The following is an 18810-nucleotide window of genomic DNA, read 5'->3' on the forward strand; positions in this document are numbered from 1 at the left end:
ATACGACTGCTGTGAGTTCGTCAAATGCCAGATACTGCTCGATGAGGGGACCACCAGCGTCGCTTTCACGTACTGCACGTTCGAAGATTGCAACATCGATGCAATCCAAGCCGACGAGCATCGAGGCGTGGTCGCTCGCGATAATATTTTCAAGCCGCCAATAGAAGATCGCAGGCTTAACTTAGAACGACGCTTAGCGTTGGCGCTCGCTGCGAGGGATGTGTCACGCGGACGGAGGTTCCCTTAATCGATCGATGTGCTCCTGAAATTGCAACAGAGGCGTGATGCCCACTCGATTAGCATTCGGCAACGGGACCCATTGAGTGATCGATTCATGCGTGTCCCGCTTTCCGCTACGCGCGAAGGCTGGCACTGCCATTCGCTAAGGCTCGAGCCGCGCCGACATGTGCTGCAAGCGCGAGACGTCGTGGAGCGCTGGACATGCGATTGCGCATCCTTGCGATTAGTCGCGTCGACTCTCGCTAATCGGAACCGCGATACCGTGACCGGTCGGCACAAGCACCCGTCACCGATCGAAGTGACGGGTGCTGACGCGCGTCAGTTCTCTGTGCAGACCTTCATGGTCTTCATGCCGGTTTCGGCTTCCGTTTGCCGAAAGTTCCCGATCATGGTGTGGCGGTGAGTCAAACACAGGCACGCAAGCCGGCCATATGATCCGCCGTTACGGGAAAGAATGGCATAAGCAAGGGATGTCGCGCCGCTATCGTAGGTCCAGGCCTTTTTTCGGCAATCAATGGAACGCGTCAGCTAACAGCTTGTTGGAGGATCCCAAACACCAACCTATGAGGGACCTATGAAACGCGTTTCGACTATCTGTGTCGCCGCTCTCCTGATCTCGGGAGTAGCCCATGCCCAGAGCCCGGCGGCAAAAGATCGTCCGGGCAACAATGCCGTCAACAGCGAGCAGAAGAACTCCAATGCGCCGGTCGCCGGACGCAACTCCTTCACCGAGGGGCAGGCCAAGAGTGCCATTGAAAAGGCTGGCTACACGAACGTCACCGAACTGAAAAAAGACGACAACGGCGTATGGCGCGGCAAAGCGACCAAGGGTGGCTCGACCAGTGCGATCAGCGTCGATTTCCAGGGCAACGTCAACGCAGCAAAGTAACCGGAAGGTAATCTCATGACCGTGACCATTTCACGTTTGTACGACTCGTATACGGAAGCGCAGAAAGCTGTCGGAAGCCTTGAGGCCGCCGGCGTTCCTCATGGGGACATCAGTATAGTGGCCAACAACTCCGAGGGCTGGTTCGACGGCAAGAAGGACCGCGACGGTGATGGCGTCGATGATCGCGCCGAAGCAGCCGGCACCGGTGCGGGAATCGGTGCAGGGATCGGCGGCGCTGCGGGCCTTCTAGCCGGACTAGGGCTGCTTGCAATTCCTGGCCTTGGACCAGTTGTCGCGGCAGGATGGCTTGCCGCCACGGCAGTCGGCGCTGCCGCCGGAGCAGCAACCGGCGGCATTGTTGGTGCTCTGACCGAGGCTGGCGTCTCCAAGGAAGATGCACCGCTTTACGCGGAAGGCGTTCGCCGCGGCGGCACGTTGGTCTCGGCAAAGGTCAGCGAGGCCGATCGCGCGCGCCTCGAGGCGCTGATGAGCCCATCGTCAGTCAATCTCAATGATCGCCGTGTGGCCTGGGAGAAGTCGGGCTGGAGCGGGTATGACCCGGCAAGCCCGCCCTACGATGCGGGGCAGGTGCGCAAGGAGCGAGAATTGTACGGTCGTTCCCGATAACAACGATGGCCCGCTTCGGCGGGCCATTTTTTTCACCGGAGGTCAAGCTCAGCAGTCAGGGCGGAGTGGTGTGGCGTGTCAGGCGGCCGAGCGAGAAACCGGGCTACGCGACGGGGAATTATGAACAACCGGCGGGATAAATTGGCAGCACTAATGCGGATCAATGCAGCATCGTCGAAGCGCTGCGTCCGTCGTTGAAAGCTGATCTTGAGGGTTTTCGTGAGTCATCCGGCAGGGGGCGTATTGGCTGCCGCATTGAATGGTGACTTAGCGCCGTCGCACGGCGTGGACCGAGTGATTCAACGTCTATCGACAACCGGACAGCGCTATTTTTACTCGTTCTATGGTCAGTTCGCGCGCCGTCGACTGGCATTTGACACCGGCCGAGCGCGGGTTGGGAAACGCCAGCGTTTAGTGAGCTAGAGTCGGGAAACACCGGCAATCAAGGCAAGCGCAGAGCGCTGAATGTTCCAGCTCGCGGAACTCGATGGTGCAGCGCGTGTTATTGCCTATCACTCTGGCGTTTGGAGACACCTTGAACCGCAGACAACTTCTCGGCGCTTCGGCCGCTTTGCCATTGATGACGATTATCCCGCGCAGCGCCCGCGCAGCTCCCGGGCCTGTGCCGTTCGACGCCGCCGTGGTGCGGCAAATGGCGCGGGAAGCCGCCGCCAAGGCGTTCAAGGCGCCAGACAACAAGCTGCCAGACTCCCTCAAGGATCTGGACTACGACCGATACCGCGCGCTGCGCTTTAATCCGGAGAAGGCTTTGTGGCGCGGCGAGAAGCTGCCCTTCGAGGTGCAGTTCTTTCATCGTGGCTCGTTCTACACCAATCGCGTCGATATCTATGAAGTGGCCAATGGCCAGGCGACCCAAGTCCCTTATCAACCTGAGCATTTCTCCTTTGGCGCTACGCCGCCCCCGCCGGCCGGCGCCGACTTAGGCTTCGGCGGCTTCCGGCTGCATGCCCCGATCAACAAGCCCGATTACTATGACGAGGTCTGCGTTTTTCTCGGCGCCAGCTATTTCCGCGCGGTGGCCAAAGGCCAAGTATACGGCTTGTCCGCGCGGGGCCTGTCCATCAACACCGGCGAGGCGGCCGGCGAGGAATTCCCACAGTTCAAGTCCTTCTGGATCGAGAAGCCGGCGTCCAACGCCAACTCGATCGTAGTGCATGCGTTGCTCGACAGTGAAAGTGCCGCGGCCGCCTATCGGTTCACCATCCGGCCAGGCGATACGACCATTTTCGATGTAGAAATGGTCATTTACCCGCGGGTGGAAATAAAAAACACTGGCCTCGCGGCGATCACGAGCATGTTCTTCTTCGGTCCGAACGACCGCAAGGAAGTGGACGATTTCCGCCCTGCCGTGCACGATTCCGACGGTCTGGCAATTTTCAACGGGCGAGGCGAGCAGCTCTGGCGACCCCTGCATAACCCGCGCGATCTGCAGATCAGCTCTTTCGGAGACCGAAATCCGCGCGGCTTTGGACTGATGCAACGGCAGAAGGACTTCTCCGACTACCAGGATCTCGAATCAAGTTTCGAACGGCGCCCCAGTCTCTGGGTGGAGCCGATTGGCGATTGGGGCGAGGGATCGGTGCAACTGCTGGAAATTCCGACCAAGGAAGAGATTCACGACAATATCGGTACCTTTTGGCGTCCGAAAAACCCGCTTCCAGCAAAGGGCGAACTCGCGTTTACCTACCGCCTGCATTGGGGGCCCGATCAACCGAAGCCGTCGGCGCTGGCGATCTTTTCACGCAGCGGCATCGGTGCGCGCGGGGACGATACCAAGCTATTTGTGCTCGATCTGATTGGCGACAAGCTCAAATCCATCGATCCCACCAAGATCAAAGGTGTTGTCACGGCCGAAAAGGCTGAAATCCGCAATATCGTAACACAGCGGAATCCGCAAAACGGCGGCTGGCGCCTGAGTTTCGAGATGCCGGTCAAGAGTAAGGCGCCGGTCGAATTGCGCGCTTCTTTGATGCAGGACGATCAGGCGATCTCCGAAGTTTGGGTCTATCGATGGACACCATGAATGTGAAGAACCAAATGCCATTGGTTACCGTGCCTGCGGCTACGTTGCCGGCCGGCGCGGGCGAGAGGTTTCTACCGCCAGAGATGCCGCTGACGATGATATCGGATGGGCTCGCAGGGCCAGCTTCCTCCCAACGACGCGCGCAGTTCAGGCCCATGCCGACTGTTCTGCGGCGCGCTTACATCCTCCTCGGCACCGTGGCCCTGACCGCGGCCGGCGGCTACGAGATGTTCGAGGTGCTGAAGGTCGGCGGCGTGACCATCCTCGAAGGCATGGTACTGGCGCTCTTCGTACTGCTGTTCGCCTGGGTCGCGTTCTCGTTCATGTCGGCACTGGCCGGCTTCGTCCTACTGTTGATGCGCGCACGGGATCCGCTCGCCATAGAACCGCTTACGCCACTTGCGATGATCTCAAGCCGCAACGCGATGCTGTTACCGACCTATAACGAAGATCCCCATCAGATCACGGCGCGGTTGCGGGCGATGTGGGAATCTATATCGGAGACCGGTTACGCCGCGCAGTTCGACTGGTACGTGCTGAGTGACAGCACTGACCCTGCAATCTGGGTGGCCGAGGAAAAAGCCATTTTGAAACTGCGCCGCGAGACTGCCAGCGATCGCATCTTTTATCGCCATAGGATGCGCAACACCGCGCGCAAATCGGGAAATATTGAGGATTGGGTCAAGCGGTTCGGCGCTGGGTATGATCACATGATCATCCTGGACGCCGACAGCCTCATGACTGGTGACACGATCGTGCGCCTGGTCGCCGGCATGGAGCAGCATCCCGGCGTCGGTCTGATCCAGACGCTGCCTATCGTTGTCAATGCGCGGTCGCTATTCGCACGGATGCAGCAATTCGCTGGCAGGCTTTACGGCCCGGTAATCGCCTCCGGAATCGCTTGGTGGCACGGCTCGGAAGGCAATTACTGGGGACACAACGCCATCATCCGCGTGCGCGCCTTCGCAGAACATGCCAGCCTGCCCGAACTTCCCGGGCGCAAGCCGTTCGGCGGCCATATTCTCAGCCATGACTTCATTGAAGCAGCTTTCATGCGGCGCGCCGGATGGGCGATCCACATGGCTCCGAAACTGGGCGGCAGTTTCGAGGAATGTCCGCCGTCGCTCCTCGATTTTGCAGCGCGCGACCGCCGATGGTGTCAGGGCAATCTGCAGCACCTGGCTGTGCTGGCAGCGCCGCGGCTTCATTGGGTCTCGCGGTTGCATCTCCTGACCGGCATCGGTTCTTATTTAACTGCGCCGCTGTGGCTCATGTTTCTGGTGCTCGGGATTCTCATCTCGCTGCAGGCCCAGTTCGTGCGTCCGGAATATTTCGCAAAGGGATTTTCGCTGTTTCCGCAGTGGCCAGCCCAAGATCCGGTTCGCGCGGCCTGGGTCTTCGCCGGCACGATGGGTCTTCTGATCGTACCAAAACTGCTTGCCTACGTTTTGCTGCTCACCCAGGCCGAAAATCGAGCGCGGTTCGGCGGCGGCTTTCTTGCTTTGTCCGGCATCATCGTCGAGACTTTGCTGTCCGGCCTGATCGCGCCAGTGATGATGATCTTCCAATCGTCGGCGGTAGGCGAGATTCTGCTTGGTCGGGATGCCGGCTGGCAGGTCCAGCGCCGCGACGACGGCGTCGTCCCGATCCGCGAAGTGGTCAGAAAGTACGCGGTACCGACCGTGTTCGGTGTACTGATGGCGATTAGCGCTTATGCGGTGTCGCTACCGCTATTCCTGTGGATGACGCCGGTAATCGTAGGTCTGTGGCTGTCGATGCCGCTGGCCATCGTGTCGTCGCGCGCTCTGCAGCCAGGCCAGCACGCCGGCTTATTCGGAACTCCCGAACAGAATCTACCGCCGAAAGTACTGATTCGCGCAAAAGAGTTGGCCTTGGCGGCACCGATCTACGGCGCAAGCTCGCTGCACGAATTGCGTAAGGACATGGATCTGTGCGCGGCCCATTTGAGATCGCTGGTTGATGAGCCACGCAGCCGTGGCCAGATCGATTCCGACCTCGCCATCGCGCGAGCAAAAATTGTAGAAGCTGAGGATTTTGACGAAGCCGTCAGTTTTTTCAGTACGCGCGAGACTTTTGCGGCGCTGAACAGTCGGGTCGCGCTTCAGCAATTGGCTGCACTGCCCGATAAGGCACACGCCACGAAGTCTGAGTAGGACCTGCCAAAATATAATACGGAAAAGTGCGCGAGCCCCCATATGACAGCCATCGCACCCGAGGTTTCGGCCTTTGTAATGACATTGCGAAAAAGAGGCGGCCCATTGGCCGCCTCGATTCACTTTGTGAAGTCGTGTCAGTCAATTTCGTCGATCACCACGCGCTCTCCGGGGTCGACCAGATAGGTGCGATTTTCGCGGTGGATGTAGCGGTAGTCGCGCAGTGAAGGAGCTTCTCGGTAAACGACGTCGGGAAATTCTTCAATCTCGACCGTTTCCGGTAGACGCTCGCCGCGGCGGATAACCGTCTTGGCCGTACTGCCGGTCGTTTGGCGCTCGGTTGTCCTCGTCTTGACGTGCTTGCGCACAACGTCCCGGTCCTTGTCGGTAAACGAGACCTTGGAGCGGGCCGGTGCAGGCGCGGCGGCCGTTGATCCACCGGAGCGCGGCAGCACAGTTACGATTTGCAAGGTCGAAGGTTCGACGATGACGATTTCGTCGCGCACCACAAAGAAGCTGTAGCCTCGATATTGCGGTACGACTTCGACGACCTCAGAGGGAAGCGTCTGCAGACGGGTGTCGCGGGGAACAGAGGTGCCCACGGTCAGGGAAAAATTAACGTTGTTAAGAGGCTGCACGTTGAGCCGAGAAATCGACTGGGTAACACGCGTGCGCTGCTGGTCATTGATATTGACGGAAGCATTGACGCTGGTCGATTGCGACTGCGCATTGTTGTTCGTCGAGGGAGCTTGCGCCGCGTTGTTAGAAGGAGACTGCGCCGTATTACTCGTTGTCGTTGGCTGCGCTGCAGCGTTAGTACCGCCGCTGGTCGGAGCCTGCATCTGGCCGCCGGCCGTTGCGGGCGGCGTGTTGGTCTGCGCCTGCGGGGGCTGCGATGTCGAAGACCCGGCCGCCGACGATGGAGCAGTCGTCTGCGCCTGCGAAGAGCTGGTGGATGTGCTTGGTGAGGTGGACGTGGACCGATCGTTGGTCGTATCGGGCGCCTTCTGAGTCGTAGGCGAAGAGGTGCTCGGGGACTGCGTTTGTTGTGTGCTAGGGGAGGTTGCTGTCGCGCTTGGCGACTGAGCAATTGCTGCGGTGGCGAACACCAAGCCGACCGCCGTGCTAAATAAGAAACGCGCCTTCATGATCAATTCCTCCATTTTTTGTAGTCATCGTGAACGAGGAAGACACACGGTAGTTCCGATAGAAGTCGGGAATAAGTGGCAAATTCTAATGACAAGGGGTCTCTTCTCGGTCGCGTAGGCACTGATGGCCGCGTGGCAGAGCCGGAGAGCGAGGGCCTGGTGCAATTGCACGGCGCCTGCTGATCTTAATGCGAGCTGCGGCATCGTTCTGCTCAACGCCGTCCCTGCGAGTTCAAGTCTGCTAACCGGCTCCCTCCTTGTATTCTCGCAAAATTCGCCGGACTGCTCCGGCAATCAAGCAACCATTGTAATTGGGGAGTACGTCAAGGCAGACACATGCTCGCGGCGCACCCGCGACGCTCGCAACGTGACGGGAACCGTATGGTGTTTTAGCGGGACCAAAATTATTTGTAGGCGGGACGCATTGCGGGCCTACCGGGAACGGCGTCTCAACGACTACCCGGCTTCGGAATTAGACGACCTTCAGCCGGTCCGCAGCGGGGTCGCAATTGCATACCTTTCCCACCACCAGTCGCTTGGAACAACGCTCAATTAGAGCTCTTGATCCCACGTCCTTGCATGCACGCAAACTCTTGCATAGACGAACTCGCCGCGCGGGCCTTTGGGTTGGCGCGGCTCCTTTATGTGATCGTAACGTTTTACAGAGCGCTAACCTGCGCAACTGGCGCCAGATGTGTCTGTAGCGGTCTTGGCGGGAACTTGATGCCGCTGTCCGCCGTTTAACACGCGAATCGAGGCTGTTATGGACGATCTTAAAAAAAACTCCGCAAGGTCGCAGCAAGAGTTCGATACTGGACCAAGCACCTCAAGGTTACGAAGGAGGAGTTGCAAAGCGTTGTCGAAAAAGTTGGCAACTCTGCCGCGACCGTGCGTAAAGAGCTCGCAATTTCATAACGGGAGGCGACCCTGACTACTGTCTCGCTCGCTGCGCTTCTTGATGAGTCCGTCGATATCGCTTTCGATTTTCTGCGGCGCTCGGGAGACTTGGAAGATGTTCGTGAGGCTAACCAGTTCCTCACATTTCACGTAGCCAGACTGATGCGAGAGGGCATCACGAGCCGCCTTCTGTTGTCCAATCGGGCTATCGCGGCATATCGATCCCGAGCGGCCAATGGCCCGCCAAGGGATGTCAAGCGCTCAGCGGGCTAGCGTGGAGTTTTACCGGTCCTACCTTCGCGCGTCGCCGAAGGTTTGACGCCGACTTGGCCTTCGCCAACTGGGAGATCCCCGGCTAAGTCCTCAGGCCAAGTCTGGGCTCATTCTGGCCGCAACGCTCGTTGGATGGGCCCTCATTCAACGTCGAGGCCAAGCTCACGCAACGCTCGGGCTGGCTCAACCGAACCGAATGCGTCTCGGCGCTCCTCGGGATCATAGCGTCCCAACCGAAATGGAGAGCGGCGACGCTTTTGTACCGCAGTATCCGGAATCCTATCGCCCAGATGAGATGGGAATGCCGTTCGACGAGGGGCCGAGGAAAGCTTCCGGCTCCGTGAAAAGTCAGCACAAACTAATTCGTTCCTCGGGAAGGATCGGCCCGGCGGCGGAGAGATTTCGCCGCCGGCCGCCTCACTGAACTCGGTGCGGATGCCGCTCAGCTCGGCCAACAGCTTCTGCAAAAGCTGCCGGCTCGTGAAAATTGGATCAAATGGTTTCGTTCCGGCGGCGCTTCATCAAGCCCCCAATAATATAATGGAAGGCCCGGCCGCCTGAGGTTGAGGGACATGGTGAGCCGCCGAGCCCGGCGACAGCTTAAGGGATCATCTGCCAGCTGCCGGAAAGAACAAACTTCTTGGAATCCTTCCTGGGCCGACGGAAACCGGAGTGTATGACCTTGGAAGAACGACCATCGGCTCCTCAAATAATCAGATCTGATCGACAACGTTCCGGTCAACATCCGCCTAGCTTAGTGGGGCCGCTCATATTGCAATTGAGCGACCCCGTGCCACGCAATTGAAATGTTGCCGGTACGAACGACAAGTCCGGCAACGTCACGCGACACTTTTGACGCTAAGCCCTTCGTTCATGTGCACAACACAAGCCGCTCCTTAACCTAACTACTCAACCTTACCGGCGAAATTCGTTAGCTGCTTCTCACGGCTTGCGGAGCGGATTTCGCCATCGCCTGTCACCGGCGGCGCAGGGCACATCAGCTGAGTACAATCATAGGAGGCTCGGCGGGGTTGGGTTTTGGGGGTGGGGAAGCCGCCGAGCCCGGCCGACAGCACCACACAACTGCCGACCGCAGGAAAAAGCGGCAATAATAGATTTCGTTCCATCAAATAGCAGCCAATGAAATGGCCCGACGCTCAGCCGAATCCTTGAGCGGCGGGCCGACCGTCGCGTGTGCTTCCTGGGATCGCTCCGGCCGGGAAAATCTAGCATCAACACAAATGGAAACTCAATGACCCGCCTTTTAGCGGCAGCCTGGCTGTGCGTGCTCTCCGTCAGGCCTGCTGCTGCTCAGAACTTCCTCGAAGGCGTCGTATCCCTCAACCTCACCATGACCAAGGAGGAAACTGCATCGCTAGCCATACGGCGTAGGAGATGGCTATCACGGCCGCGGGACGGCCTCGGGCGAACGGTTCGACTTACGCCCTGGCGGCCGCACACCGCACCACGCGCTTCGGCAGCCACGTCACGATGATAACGCCAATGATCGGTCGGTAAAAGTTCGGATCACGGCTCGCGGCCCGTTTATCAAGGGTCGTTGCATCGATCTGTCTCGAGCAGCAGCCAATGCAATCGGCGTGGGTGGTATCGCGCGCGTCACCGTCCGGGTAGCCCCACGAGCGGGTGACCCGGTCGTGTTTGCCTCCGGAACTTGCCCGGCTGTCGAACGGAGGCCGGGCTTTTTGTAATCCGTCGCGATGGAGTGTCTAATAGCCGGACAGGCACGGTGCCGACAGGGAGGTTGCAATGCGCGAGCAAAATCCATCCCGGACGATTAACTTTGGTCAGGCCATCGTTTTAATCGTTCTGTTCGCCATGCTGCTCTTCGCAATTGTCTGGTCGATGATGGCATGGACGTCAGCTGAGGACGCTGAGATGTCGATCCATGGTTGGATCGCCTTGGCGCTCGGGACGGTTTTCTCACTCGTTATTGGATGCGGCCTGATGGCCTTGATGTTCTACAGTAATAGAAGCGGCTACGACGACACGGCAAACACCGATTGGCGCAGCGAAAAAAAACCGCCAGATGATGAAGTCGGGTAGGTACCCGCGATTAGCCTGCAGCCGCTCTTGCTCGGCGCCGGTGACCGGGCTTTTTATTCGACTAGCCTGATGACCCTCAGCGCGTTTGCGCGGTCAAGTGGCCCTAATTTGGCGGGCCGCATTTTTGGAAGGTGATCTGGCCAGCAGCATCAAATTCAAAGTCAGCCCGGATATTTGAGCCGTGGCAAACGTAAGTAATGGCAACGCCATCACGGGCCGGTTCGAGATTGTCCAAGTCCGCGGCCGGAGAATCTCTTAGGCGCTGCTCCCAATATGCACGTAAAGCCTCGCGACCATTTATCGTCGTGGCGCCGCCGCAACCACATTCGATCGTAGCGGCTTCGGCATAAAGGCCGAGAATACTTTCAAGGTCGCCTGAGCGATAGGCATCTAGCCAATCAACTACCGCGGCCATCGGGTCAAAGGACATTTTCTCACCTACTTGCCAAACGTATGCGTCTAACAAGCGATTTAGAAGTAGTCTAATGAATGCGTCCTGAATGGTTTATTCAGGGAAGTGGCCTGAAACCCACCGTGGACGGTATATCAGTATGTTAGTGGTGTTTGGTGATCGCCGTCCTCTTAGCACTTTGGAATCTGGGGATTGCTCCATGGTCGGATCGACAGCACGAGCGAGCGCATTAACGATGCGCTAACCAAGCTCGATCAGCCTATCCAAGAATGCGGCGGCACCGGACGGGGAGCCGGCAGCCCCATCAGGATGCCGGCCGGTGTCATGCCCGGGCGGCTTTTTCGTCATTCGATCAATCGGATCACTTTGCGCCGATTGAGCCGATCCAGCGTGGCAACGAAGTCCCGATCGTCGAGCACGTCGATCAGCCGATCGACTAGATCAACGGCACTTCGCGAGCCCGGCCCGATGTAGTCTTTCAAAAGATTTCTCGCCGCGGTCACAGAACGTATCAGATGATCGATCTCATCTCGCTCACTCATTGGTCTCTCGCCAGCTTGGTCGCGCCACGCCGGCTCCTTCTTGCCCTAGTGATAGACGGGTTCATCCATCGGAAAAGGTTTGCATCGAGCCAAGCCGAGCGAACATTTGCGGTCTAGAAACTGGCCCCCGACACCAACAGAACCGCACCAATTACCATTAGGAGAATGCCCGGCCAGTTGGTTCCGAGCCCCAAGAATCTCATGCCCCGCCGCGGTGGCTCCAGAGTGTCGCGAACTGGCCGGGAGGAATCTGGGCCGCTAAGCGATCCCCGCCAAATAGCGGCGCGTGCCATGTACAAGACGCCGCCTAGGACTAGCAGCGCGCCAAGGCCCATCAGGAACATTCTCGGCTCCGCATTCATCGCTGACACACGCACGGACCGGGATTTTAAGAGCCGGCGGAATAATTCGTTCCGGGCTGGCCGATCGACAGGCGAGGCAGATTGCTGACGAAGTATACGCTAACAAAAAAAAGCCCGCCGAAGCGGGCCTTTTCTCAATCAGAGAGAACCATACAGCTGGCGCTCTCTGCGCATCTCGTCCGCATCGAAGGTTTGCTCGCAGGATCGTAGCCAGTCCAGCCGCTTTTCTGCCAGGCGGGCTCCTTAGAAAGTAGAGAGCGAAGACGCTCATCGATGCAATACGTTTCATGTTCTTCACGAGCAGGGGGCCCGTCCAACTCGCACGTGCGAATGGTGTTCCAATCCCATCGCGCTCGATGGTGCGGTGCGATCCGACCAAGTGGCCAGCCAGATGATGTTTCCAATTGGTGAGCCGTGGAGGAACAGAGCAAGGCGAAGAGCTGTTATCAAGGGCAAATAGGAGTTACTGATGACACGTTCGATCCTGTTAATAGCTGCGGCAATCGTATTCTCCGGCACAGCCCTTGCGCAAAGCAGCGGAACGCTGGAGGAGCAGGCTGCGTGCCGTGCCAGCGTGAAGCGCTATTGCGCACAAGCGATTCAGGGCGGGGATATGATGGTGCTTTCCTGCCTTCAGCAGAATAGGCCGCGCATTTCGAAAGCATGTCGGCAAGTGTTATTGAAGCATGGCCAATAGGCGTGCTCAGGCGAAGGGCCCCGGCACTTGCTCCGGGGCCCCAGCTGTCCAGTAGAGTACATCCGTCCAGCTGGACAATTAGTTCCCGCCGCCCGCGCCACCCCCGGCACCGCCGCCTGCGCCACCACCTGCGCCGCCTGCACCACCGCCCGCGCCGCCGCCGCTAGTGCGGCCTTGGTCAACGTTGTTCATTGAGTTGGCGCCGCCGGCTTTTCCTGCAGCTGCGTTCGAACCGCTGAGAGAGCTGGCGTTGTTGCCGCGTTCCGAGCCAACTGCGCCGGTCGTCCGGTCCGACGTTGTTGGTGCAGTGGGCGAGCTCGGCGTCGTCTGGGCGAGCGCCGGCGCTGCAATAAGTGTCAGTGCTGCACTTGCAATAAGAAGTTTTCGCATGTCGTTTCCTCTCGTGACGCCCCAACCGAGAAATGCAAACTAACAAAACCTGTTCCCGAACGACTTCACTTTTAGATGGGAACAATTTCTGGTTCTCGCATTTCTCAGAATGCCTCGCATGAGTGTGTCTTCGTAAGGCGTTCAATTTTCTGGTTGCCTCGCCGCGGCGCCTCGAACACCGGGGGACCCTTGAAAGTAGCCTCTATGTTGAAGAGTCCGCGACGATCCATCCGACCGATTTACGGCTACGCGCTCGGCTTCATCTTGTTGCTGGGTCTCATTGGAGGCGCGGTCTCGGTCATCAGAAACGAAGGTAAGGCACCTGTCGATCAGCAAACCAAAACGGTGAAATAGCGTGCCTCAGCCGAAAAGGAGAAAGCAGGGACTCGTTAAAGCCGACGGATCGAAGTCGAGCGTCAGCCTTGAGCCTGAGTTTTGGAGCGCTTTAAAGGAAATTGCCAGTGAACGAGGGACGAGCCCAGCAGCCCTTGTCAGACTGGTCGACCGCAACGGGCCTCAGGTGAACTTAACCTCGGCCGTCCGTCTGTTCGTCTTGCATCATTTCAAAGCCAAAATAAAGGACGGGTCTCCCGCGTAACTTAGCCGGCTGTTGGCAACGTTCGCATTGTGAAATTCAATGCGGTCATCAGCAACCGGCCGGTAATGCTCAATCATCGTCATGTATGCCTCCGCTGGAAAATCCGCGAAATAAGCGCGCGCTCGTTGTCTGGCGGCAAGACGGGGCCGGGTAAATGTCTCGGGGACGGCCCCACTGTTAAGTCGAAGCTTTTCACGTCGTGATCGAAGCCGTTCGCTCAACGACCGGGGCTTCGTTTACGATCCTCAACTGGCCATAGCCCTTCTGCAAACTCTCCAGAGCGGCGATTTGCATCGTCACGGTCAGGTATTTCAGGCATGCACTGGAGAACCGACTGCGGGTGGCGACGCCTAGGCTCGATGTAGTCCCATAGAAGCCGCAGGTCCATTTTCAGATGCCAGACCTTTCCGGGTTCGCATTCCAGTCTTGCTGAGCGATGGTGCCGACGTCTACGTCGCCGTACCGGATGTCCATGTCTCGAGCAGGGCGGGAGAGCGATGGCGGGAGAGTTCGGGCGGGCATCACAGCGCCTTTGTGGCGTGCCGCCGTCCGGGCGGCGACGATTTCGATGAGCGTCGGGATGGGCAAGCGGAACAATAGGCGCGAATTGGCATTGCAACACAATGGAAGACAGACTCTACCGAGTCCTTCTCGCGTTAGGCATAGCCGGGCTGATTACTGCATTCGTGGTTTTGGTCCTCCTACTGCTTTATTGGGCAGTAGGTAGTATTTGAGCGGCCGCCTCAGTTGGCGGCCTCTTTCATTATGACTCGATGCGACGTCTCCGGATCGCGCCAAATCAAAACGCGGCTCCTACCTCTTTAGACGATGGCCGGTGGGTGTCGCCCTCGCGCATCAGAACGAGCCGTCATTTGGCTCCTGGTGTGTCTGAAGGATCAGCGCTATGCCGAAGAGTAAGATGCCCAACATTAGAAGATCGAAAATATGGTCCTGCATATCCCCATTTTATCCGATGGCGGGGAGGGCGCCACGTGCTGATGGGCGCCGCGTTCTGCGTCCCCGTTAGCTTGTTCGAAATCGTCGCGGGCTCGCGCATAAAAAACCGCCCGCATTTTCGCGCGGCGGCTACCGGAACTGCTCAAAATGGATCGGTAATAAAAACCTTTCCTCCTCCAGTCGGATGAGCAGATCAGATGCGAGAAACATACCGTTGATTCGTCGGGTCCCTTCTACAAGTTCACATCGGATGTTCGCGACGCTTGATTGGTTGAGCCTCCGTTTTAATAGCCTTTCAAACGTCTGATCAGAAGTTGCGCGTCAGTGGCACCCACTTCATAGGGAATCCTCGTGACGTTTCATTGAGTTCGTTCACTCAACCCAGAAATAAAATAAGCGTCAGCAAAGGGCATTATAAATTGCCGCTTGTTCCCGAATTGGAATCCTCGACACGATCGGACTGTTGTGGGTAACGGCCGGTGCCATGCTGCACGGCGTGCATCCCAGGTTTTTTGCCCGGTCGGCAATCTTTGCCGGCGCGCCGCGACGTCCCGGATGCCGCTGGGCTGAAACTCGTCGACTTCCGCGCCGTCCAGTTGCTAGCATTCTGTCATAGTCGACACTGACACCAAACGACAACCCCGCTTTATTCGCACATGCTGTTTATAAGGATCGCTGTGTTGACGGGAACCATTGATAGCACCAGCAGTTTAATCGACTTCATCCGCACGGCCAAAGTAATTGCGGCTCGTGTAGCCGATGGATCTTTTCTTCGCGTCGAGCTCTCATGGTTCAGGACTGAAAATGGCGTTGCGATTTTGGACGTGTGCGCCGTCGGCAAGCTCCAACGATTCCGAGTGAGTCCCGGCTGATCGACGCGACCCGGTCGCGACACAACCACGACCAAAGGGCCACATGATCGACGACCTCTGGTACAAGAACGCCGTCTTCTACTGCCTCTCCGTAGGCAGTTTCATGGATGCTGATGGCGACGGTTGCGGCGACTTCAAGGGCCTGACGCGGCGGCTCGACTACATTCACGGCCTCGGCATCACCGCGATCTGGCTGATGCCCTTCCAGCCCTCGCCCGGCAAGGACGACGGCTACGACATCTCCGACTACTACGGCGTCGATCCGCGCTACGGCACGCTAGGCGACTTCGTCGAATTCACCCATGGCTGCCACCAGCGCGGCATCCGCGTCATCATCGACCTTGTGGTCAATCACACCTCGGACCAGCACGCCTGGTTCAAGGACGCGCGCAGCGCCAGGGATTCGCGCTATCGCGACTGGTATGTGTGGTCGGACAAGAAGCCGCCCAATGCCAACAAGGGTATGGTGTTTCCCGGCGTGCAGAAATCGACCTGGACGCATGACACGACCTCGAAGTCCTGGTTCTTCCACCGGTTCTATGACTTCCAGCCGGACCTCAACACATCCAATCCCTATGTGCAGGCCGAGATCCTGAAGATCATGGGGTTCTGGCTGCAGCTTGGCGTCTCCGGCTTCCGCATGGATGCGGTGCCCTTCGTGATCGCCACCAAGGGACCGAAGGTCAACAAGCCCACCGAACAATACGACATGCTGCGCGCCTTCCGCGAATTCCTGCAATGGCGCAAGGGCGACGCCATCATTCTCGCCGAAGCCAATGTGCTGCCGGAAACCGACATGGAATATTTCGGCAGCGACGGCGACCGCATGCAGATGATGTTCAACTTTCACGTCAACCAGAACCTGTTCTATGCGCTGGCCTCCGGCGACGTGCGCCCACTGGCTGCGGCGATGAAGGTGACCAAGCCACGCCCGGCGACGGCGCAATGGGGCCTGTTCCTGCGCAATCATGACGAGCTCGATCTCGGCCGGCTGACCGAGGAGCAACGCCAGACGGTGTTCGCGAAATTCGGCCCGGACAAGGACATGCAGCTTTACCATCGCGGCATCCGACGTCGGCTGGCGCCAATGCTCGGCGGCGACCGACGCAGGCTCGAGCTTGCTTACAGTCTGATGTACACGCTGCCGGGTACGCCGGTGCTGCGCTATGGCGACGAGATCGCCATGGGTGATGATCTCACGCTGCCTGAACGCAACTGCGCGCGGACGCCGATGCAATGGTCGAACGAACCCCGTGCCGGCTTCACCAAGAGCGAGAAGTCAAAGAATCCTGTGATCGACAAGGGCCCCTACGGCTACAATCACGTCAATGTCGCCAAGCAGCGCCGCGATCCCAATTCGATGCTGAACTGGACCGAGCGCATGATCCGGATGCGCAAGGAGGTCCCCGAAATTGGCTGGGGCGACTTCACCATCATCGCCACGCGCAACCCTGCCGTGCTGGCGATCCGCTACGACTGGCGCAACAACTCCGTGCTGTTCGTGCATAATCTCGACGAACAGCCACGCGAAGTGTCATTTGCACTCGGCCTCGATGGCAAGCAGGGCGACCACCTGATCAATCTTCTGACGGAAGACCATAACCGCGCCGATGCCCATGGCAAGCACCACCTGATGCTGGAAGCATATGCCTATCGCTGGTACCGCGTCGGCGGTCTAGATTATCTGCTCCGGCGCAGTGACATCGACAGTGATACGGATGCGCATCCGGCGTGAGGGTGCCTGCGCCCGGATCGCGGGACCAAGCCTGCGGCCATCAGCAAGTACGCCGACATCAGCGGAAGGCAGATGAAGAAGCTTCGCTCTAAAACCTGGAGAGCGATACGACCTGGAACATGGACAGGCCTTCGCGCCAGTCTCTTGATAGAGTAGCCGCTGCGGCCCAGCTGAGGGAACATGCATCGAACCTGGCGATTAGCAGGCGCACCTACGCCAGGACGCTCCGCCTTATGAATACGAACATCGAGCCTTTCGCGATCGTCACCATTCCGGCATGCAACGAAGCCGACCGGATCGAGCGGTGTATCGCTGCGCTGGCCGTCCAGCGCGACCGTTTCGGCGCGCCCCTTGCCGCGGACGCGTTCGAGATCCTGGTGTTCGCCAACAATTGCACTGACGGTACCTCGGGAGTCGCCAGACGTTTCGCCGACTCGGTCCCGCAGAGGGTGGTGGTCATAGAGGACGAATTGCCGTCGGAGATGGCCAACGCCGGCTGGGCGCGGAAGCGTGCAATGGACCTTGCGGCCGACCGCCTCGATGCGCTCGGCCCGGGCGGTGTAATTATGAGCACGGATGCCGATAGCTGCGTCGGCCCCGCGTGGTTTTCGTCTAACCTCCATGAGTTGGCGAACGGTGTGGAGTGCGTGGCAGGCTACATCGATGCAGAACCGCTCGAGATCGTTTCGCTTGGACGGGATTTCCTGTCCCGCGGTAGGCTCGAAGATACTTACCTCAGCCTTGCCGCGGAAATCATCGCGCGCTGTGATCCGCGAGCCCATGATCCCTGGCCGAACCATCGTGTCTCTTCGGGCGCGAGCCTGGCCGTAACCGTGGCGGCCTATCGGGCCATCGGAGGACTTCCTGCACGCGCTCTCGGCGAAGACGCCGCCCTTACGGCTGCGTTGGACGAGGCGGGATTCAAGGTTCGTCACTCGCTCGACGTCGTCGTCCAGACGTCCTGTCGGATCTTGGGGCGGGCGCCTGGCGGAGCGGCCGACACCATGCAACGCCGGCTCGCCGATTTGAATGCTCCTTGCGACGACGATCTTGAGCCCGCCTTGCAGATCGCCCGTCGCGCCATGTACCGATCGCTTTTCCGCCGGGCGTGGCAGAGTGCGCTCGAAGACGGGCCGATGTCCGCCCGGTTGTGCGTTCCCTCCGACTTCGTTCGTCACCTCCGTGCCGAGGAGGCGACGCTTCGTGAGGCATGGGAAGCCGTATCGGGCAGAAGTCCTGTTCTCACGGTTCACCGGACGCTGCGCCCCTCGGAGCTGCCTCGGCAGATCGCGATCGCCAGAATGATCGTCGCAAGCCTGAGGGCCGCCGCAATCACGCGGACAGCCGCTCCAGGCGGTAGACTTCATCGCGAAGGATCCGGCGAGCCGGAACTCGCTTGACGACGGCGTCGGCGAAAGCGTCGCTGGCCTCCGTTCCCCTCAGCGGATAGTCAGTCTCGCCCAGCCAGTGGCAGAGGACGATCTCTCCGTCGGGAGCGAGGACCCTGCAGCAGTTTTCGGCCACCGAAAGGAGATCGGCCCGGCTGAAGTAGTACAGCACTTCAGACAGCACGATGAGGTCGAAGGCGCCGTCCGGGAATTCGGTCGGCAGCACACATTCCTCGAAGGCGACGTTCGGCGGCGCGTCCTTTCGCGCAGCTTCCAGCGCCGTGCGGGACGCGTCGATCGCCAGCAGTTCTCCGCCTCGCTGCGCGAGCCTTGCCGTCAGGACCCCGATCGAGCAGCCAACTTCGAGGATACGATCGTAATGGGCGCGCGTAAGAGCCGACAGAGTGCGGTCATATTTCTCCCGCTCGTAGGCGCTGGTTCGGAATCCCCAGGGGTCGATATCCTGCCGGTACCGTTCCTCGAAGTATGAAGCGGGCAAAC

15 protein-coding genes and 2 pseudogenes are annotated in these 18810 nt (G+C 59.0%); 11 read left to right on the top strand and 6 right to left on the bottom strand.

From position 1 onward, the window contains the following. The first annotated feature begins 814 nt into the window (after positions 1–814). From AB7951_RS04425 to mdoH, 4 genes are all read left to right on the top strand, one after another. Positions 815–1129: a hypothetical protein gene (locus AB7951_RS04425; protein ID WP_068738741.1), complete on the top strand. Its 315-nt coding sequence runs from the start codon at positions 815–817 to the stop codon at positions 1127–1129. A 15-nt stretch (positions 1130–1144) separates the two neighbouring features. Next, complete coding sequence (locus tag AB7951_RS04430) at positions 1145–1756, top strand: hypothetical protein (protein WP_120286800.1); 612 nt, start codon at positions 1145–1147, stop codon at positions 1754–1756. Between the two features lie 580 nt (positions 1757–2336). Continuing rightward, positions 2337–3800 carry a glucan biosynthesis protein G gene (locus AB7951_RS04435; RefSeq protein ID WP_309943909.1) on the top strand — a complete coding sequence of 488 codons (1464 nt, stop codon included), beginning with the start codon at positions 2337–2339 and terminating at the stop codon, positions 3798–3800. A gap of 14 nt (positions 3801–3814) precedes the next feature. Continuing rightward, positions 3815–5974: a glucans biosynthesis glucosyltransferase MdoH gene (gene mdoH / locus AB7951_RS04440; protein ID WP_439065891.1), complete on the top strand. Its 2160-nt coding sequence runs from the start codon at positions 3815–3817 to the stop codon at positions 5972–5974. A gap of 137 nt (positions 5975–6111) precedes the next feature. Here mdoH and AB7951_RS04445 read toward each other — a convergent pair whose 3' ends face one another. Further along, entirely contained in the window at positions 6112–7122 is a 1011-nt protein-coding gene (locus AB7951_RS04445) for a DUF1236 domain-containing protein (RefSeq protein WP_439059620.1), read from the bottom strand. Positions 7123–7935: 813 nt separating this feature from the next. Between AB7951_RS04445 and AB7951_RS04450 the strand changes: the two are divergent. The 3 genes and pseudogenes from AB7951_RS04450 to AB7951_RS04460 form a co-directional block, all read left to right on the top strand. Beyond that, positions 7936–8037: pseudogene (locus AB7951_RS04450) on the top strand (DUF3606 domain-containing protein); the annotation flags it as partial. Between the two features lie 1667 nt (positions 8038–9704). Continuing rightward, positions 9705–10001: pseudogene (locus tag AB7951_RS04455) on the top strand (RlpA-like double-psi beta-barrel domain-containing protein); the annotation flags it as partial. Between the two features lie 58 nt (positions 10002–10059). Further along, positions 10060–10356: a hypothetical protein gene (locus tag AB7951_RS04460; RefSeq protein WP_120286796.1), complete on the top strand. Its 297-nt coding sequence runs from the start codon at positions 10060–10062 to the stop codon at positions 10354–10356. Positions 10357–10459: 103 nt separating this feature from the next. On the opposite strand, the gene AB7951_RS04465 is transcribed toward AB7951_RS04460, so the two are convergent. Together AB7951_RS04465 and AB7951_RS04470 are read right to left on the bottom strand one after the other, a co-directional pair. Beyond that, positions 10460–10786, bottom strand: coding sequence for a nuclear transport factor 2 family protein (locus AB7951_RS04465; RefSeq protein ID WP_081422157.1), 327 nt, complete (start codon positions 10784–10786; stop codon positions 10460–10462). A gap of 326 nt (positions 10787–11112) precedes the next feature. Continuing rightward, on the bottom strand, positions 11113–11310 hold the full coding sequence (locus AB7951_RS04470) for a hypothetical protein (RefSeq protein ID WP_147421557.1): 198 nt from the start codon (positions 11308–11310) through the stop codon (positions 11113–11115). An 831-nt stretch (positions 11311–12141) separates the two neighbouring features. On the opposite strand from AB7951_RS04470, the gene AB7951_RS04475 reads away from it, so the two are divergent. After that, positions 12142–12369 carry a hypothetical protein gene (locus tag AB7951_RS04475; protein ID WP_081422133.1) on the top strand — a complete coding sequence of 76 codons (228 nt, stop codon included), beginning with the start codon at positions 12142–12144 and terminating at the stop codon, positions 12367–12369. Between the two features lie 78 nt (positions 12370–12447). On the opposite strand, the gene AB7951_RS04480 is transcribed toward AB7951_RS04475, so the two are convergent. After that, a complete protein-coding gene (locus tag AB7951_RS04480; protein ID WP_192855954.1) occupies positions 12448–12759 on the bottom strand; it encodes a hypothetical protein in 312 nt (103 codons plus the stop codon). 355 nt (positions 12760–13114) lie between these two features. On the opposite strand from AB7951_RS04480, the gene AB7951_RS04485 reads away from it, so the two are divergent. After that, complete coding sequence (locus AB7951_RS04485) at positions 13115–13357, top strand: ribbon-helix-helix domain-containing protein (protein WP_081422132.1); 243 nt, start codon at positions 13115–13117, stop codon at positions 13355–13357. Here AB7951_RS04485 and AB7951_RS04490 read toward each other — a convergent pair. Beyond that, the gene (locus tag AB7951_RS04490) at positions 13318–13440 is read right to left on the bottom strand and encodes a hypothetical protein (protein ID WP_439060590.1); all 123 of its coding nucleotides are present in this window, start codon (positions 13438–13440) and stop codon (positions 13318–13320) included. The genes AB7951_RS04485 and AB7951_RS04490 overlap by 40 nt on opposite strands. Positions 13441–15229: 1789 nt before the next feature. On the opposite strand from AB7951_RS04490, the gene AB7951_RS04495 reads away from it, so the two are divergent. Together AB7951_RS04495 and AB7951_RS04500 are read left to right on the top strand one after the other, a co-directional pair. Beyond that, positions 15230–16921 (top strand): alpha-amylase family glycosyl hydrolase, encoded by a 1692-nt coding sequence (locus AB7951_RS04495; protein ID WP_441255697.1) that lies wholly within the window; start codon positions 15230–15232, stop codon positions 16919–16921. A gap of 233 nt (positions 16922–17154) precedes the next feature. Then, positions 17155–18321 carry a glycosyltransferase gene (locus AB7951_RS04500; RefSeq protein WP_441255698.1) on the top strand — a complete coding sequence of 389 codons (1167 nt, stop codon included), beginning with the start codon at positions 17155–17157 and terminating at the stop codon, positions 18319–18321. On the opposite strand, the gene AB7951_RS04505 is transcribed toward AB7951_RS04500, so the two are convergent. Next, positions 18254–18808: a class I SAM-dependent methyltransferase gene (locus AB7951_RS04505; RefSeq protein ID WP_244499902.1), complete on the bottom strand. Its 555-nt coding sequence runs from the start codon at positions 18806–18808 to the stop codon at positions 18254–18256. The two genes, AB7951_RS04500 and AB7951_RS04505, sit on opposite strands and share 68 nt — an antisense overlap. Positions 18809–18810 lie beyond the last annotated feature (2 nt).

The sequence above is a fragment of the Tardiphaga sp. 285_C5_N1_2 genome, assembly GCF_052076065.1.
Lineage (GTDB): Bacteria > Pseudomonadota > Alphaproteobacteria > Rhizobiales > Xanthobacteraceae > Tardiphaga > Tardiphaga robiniae.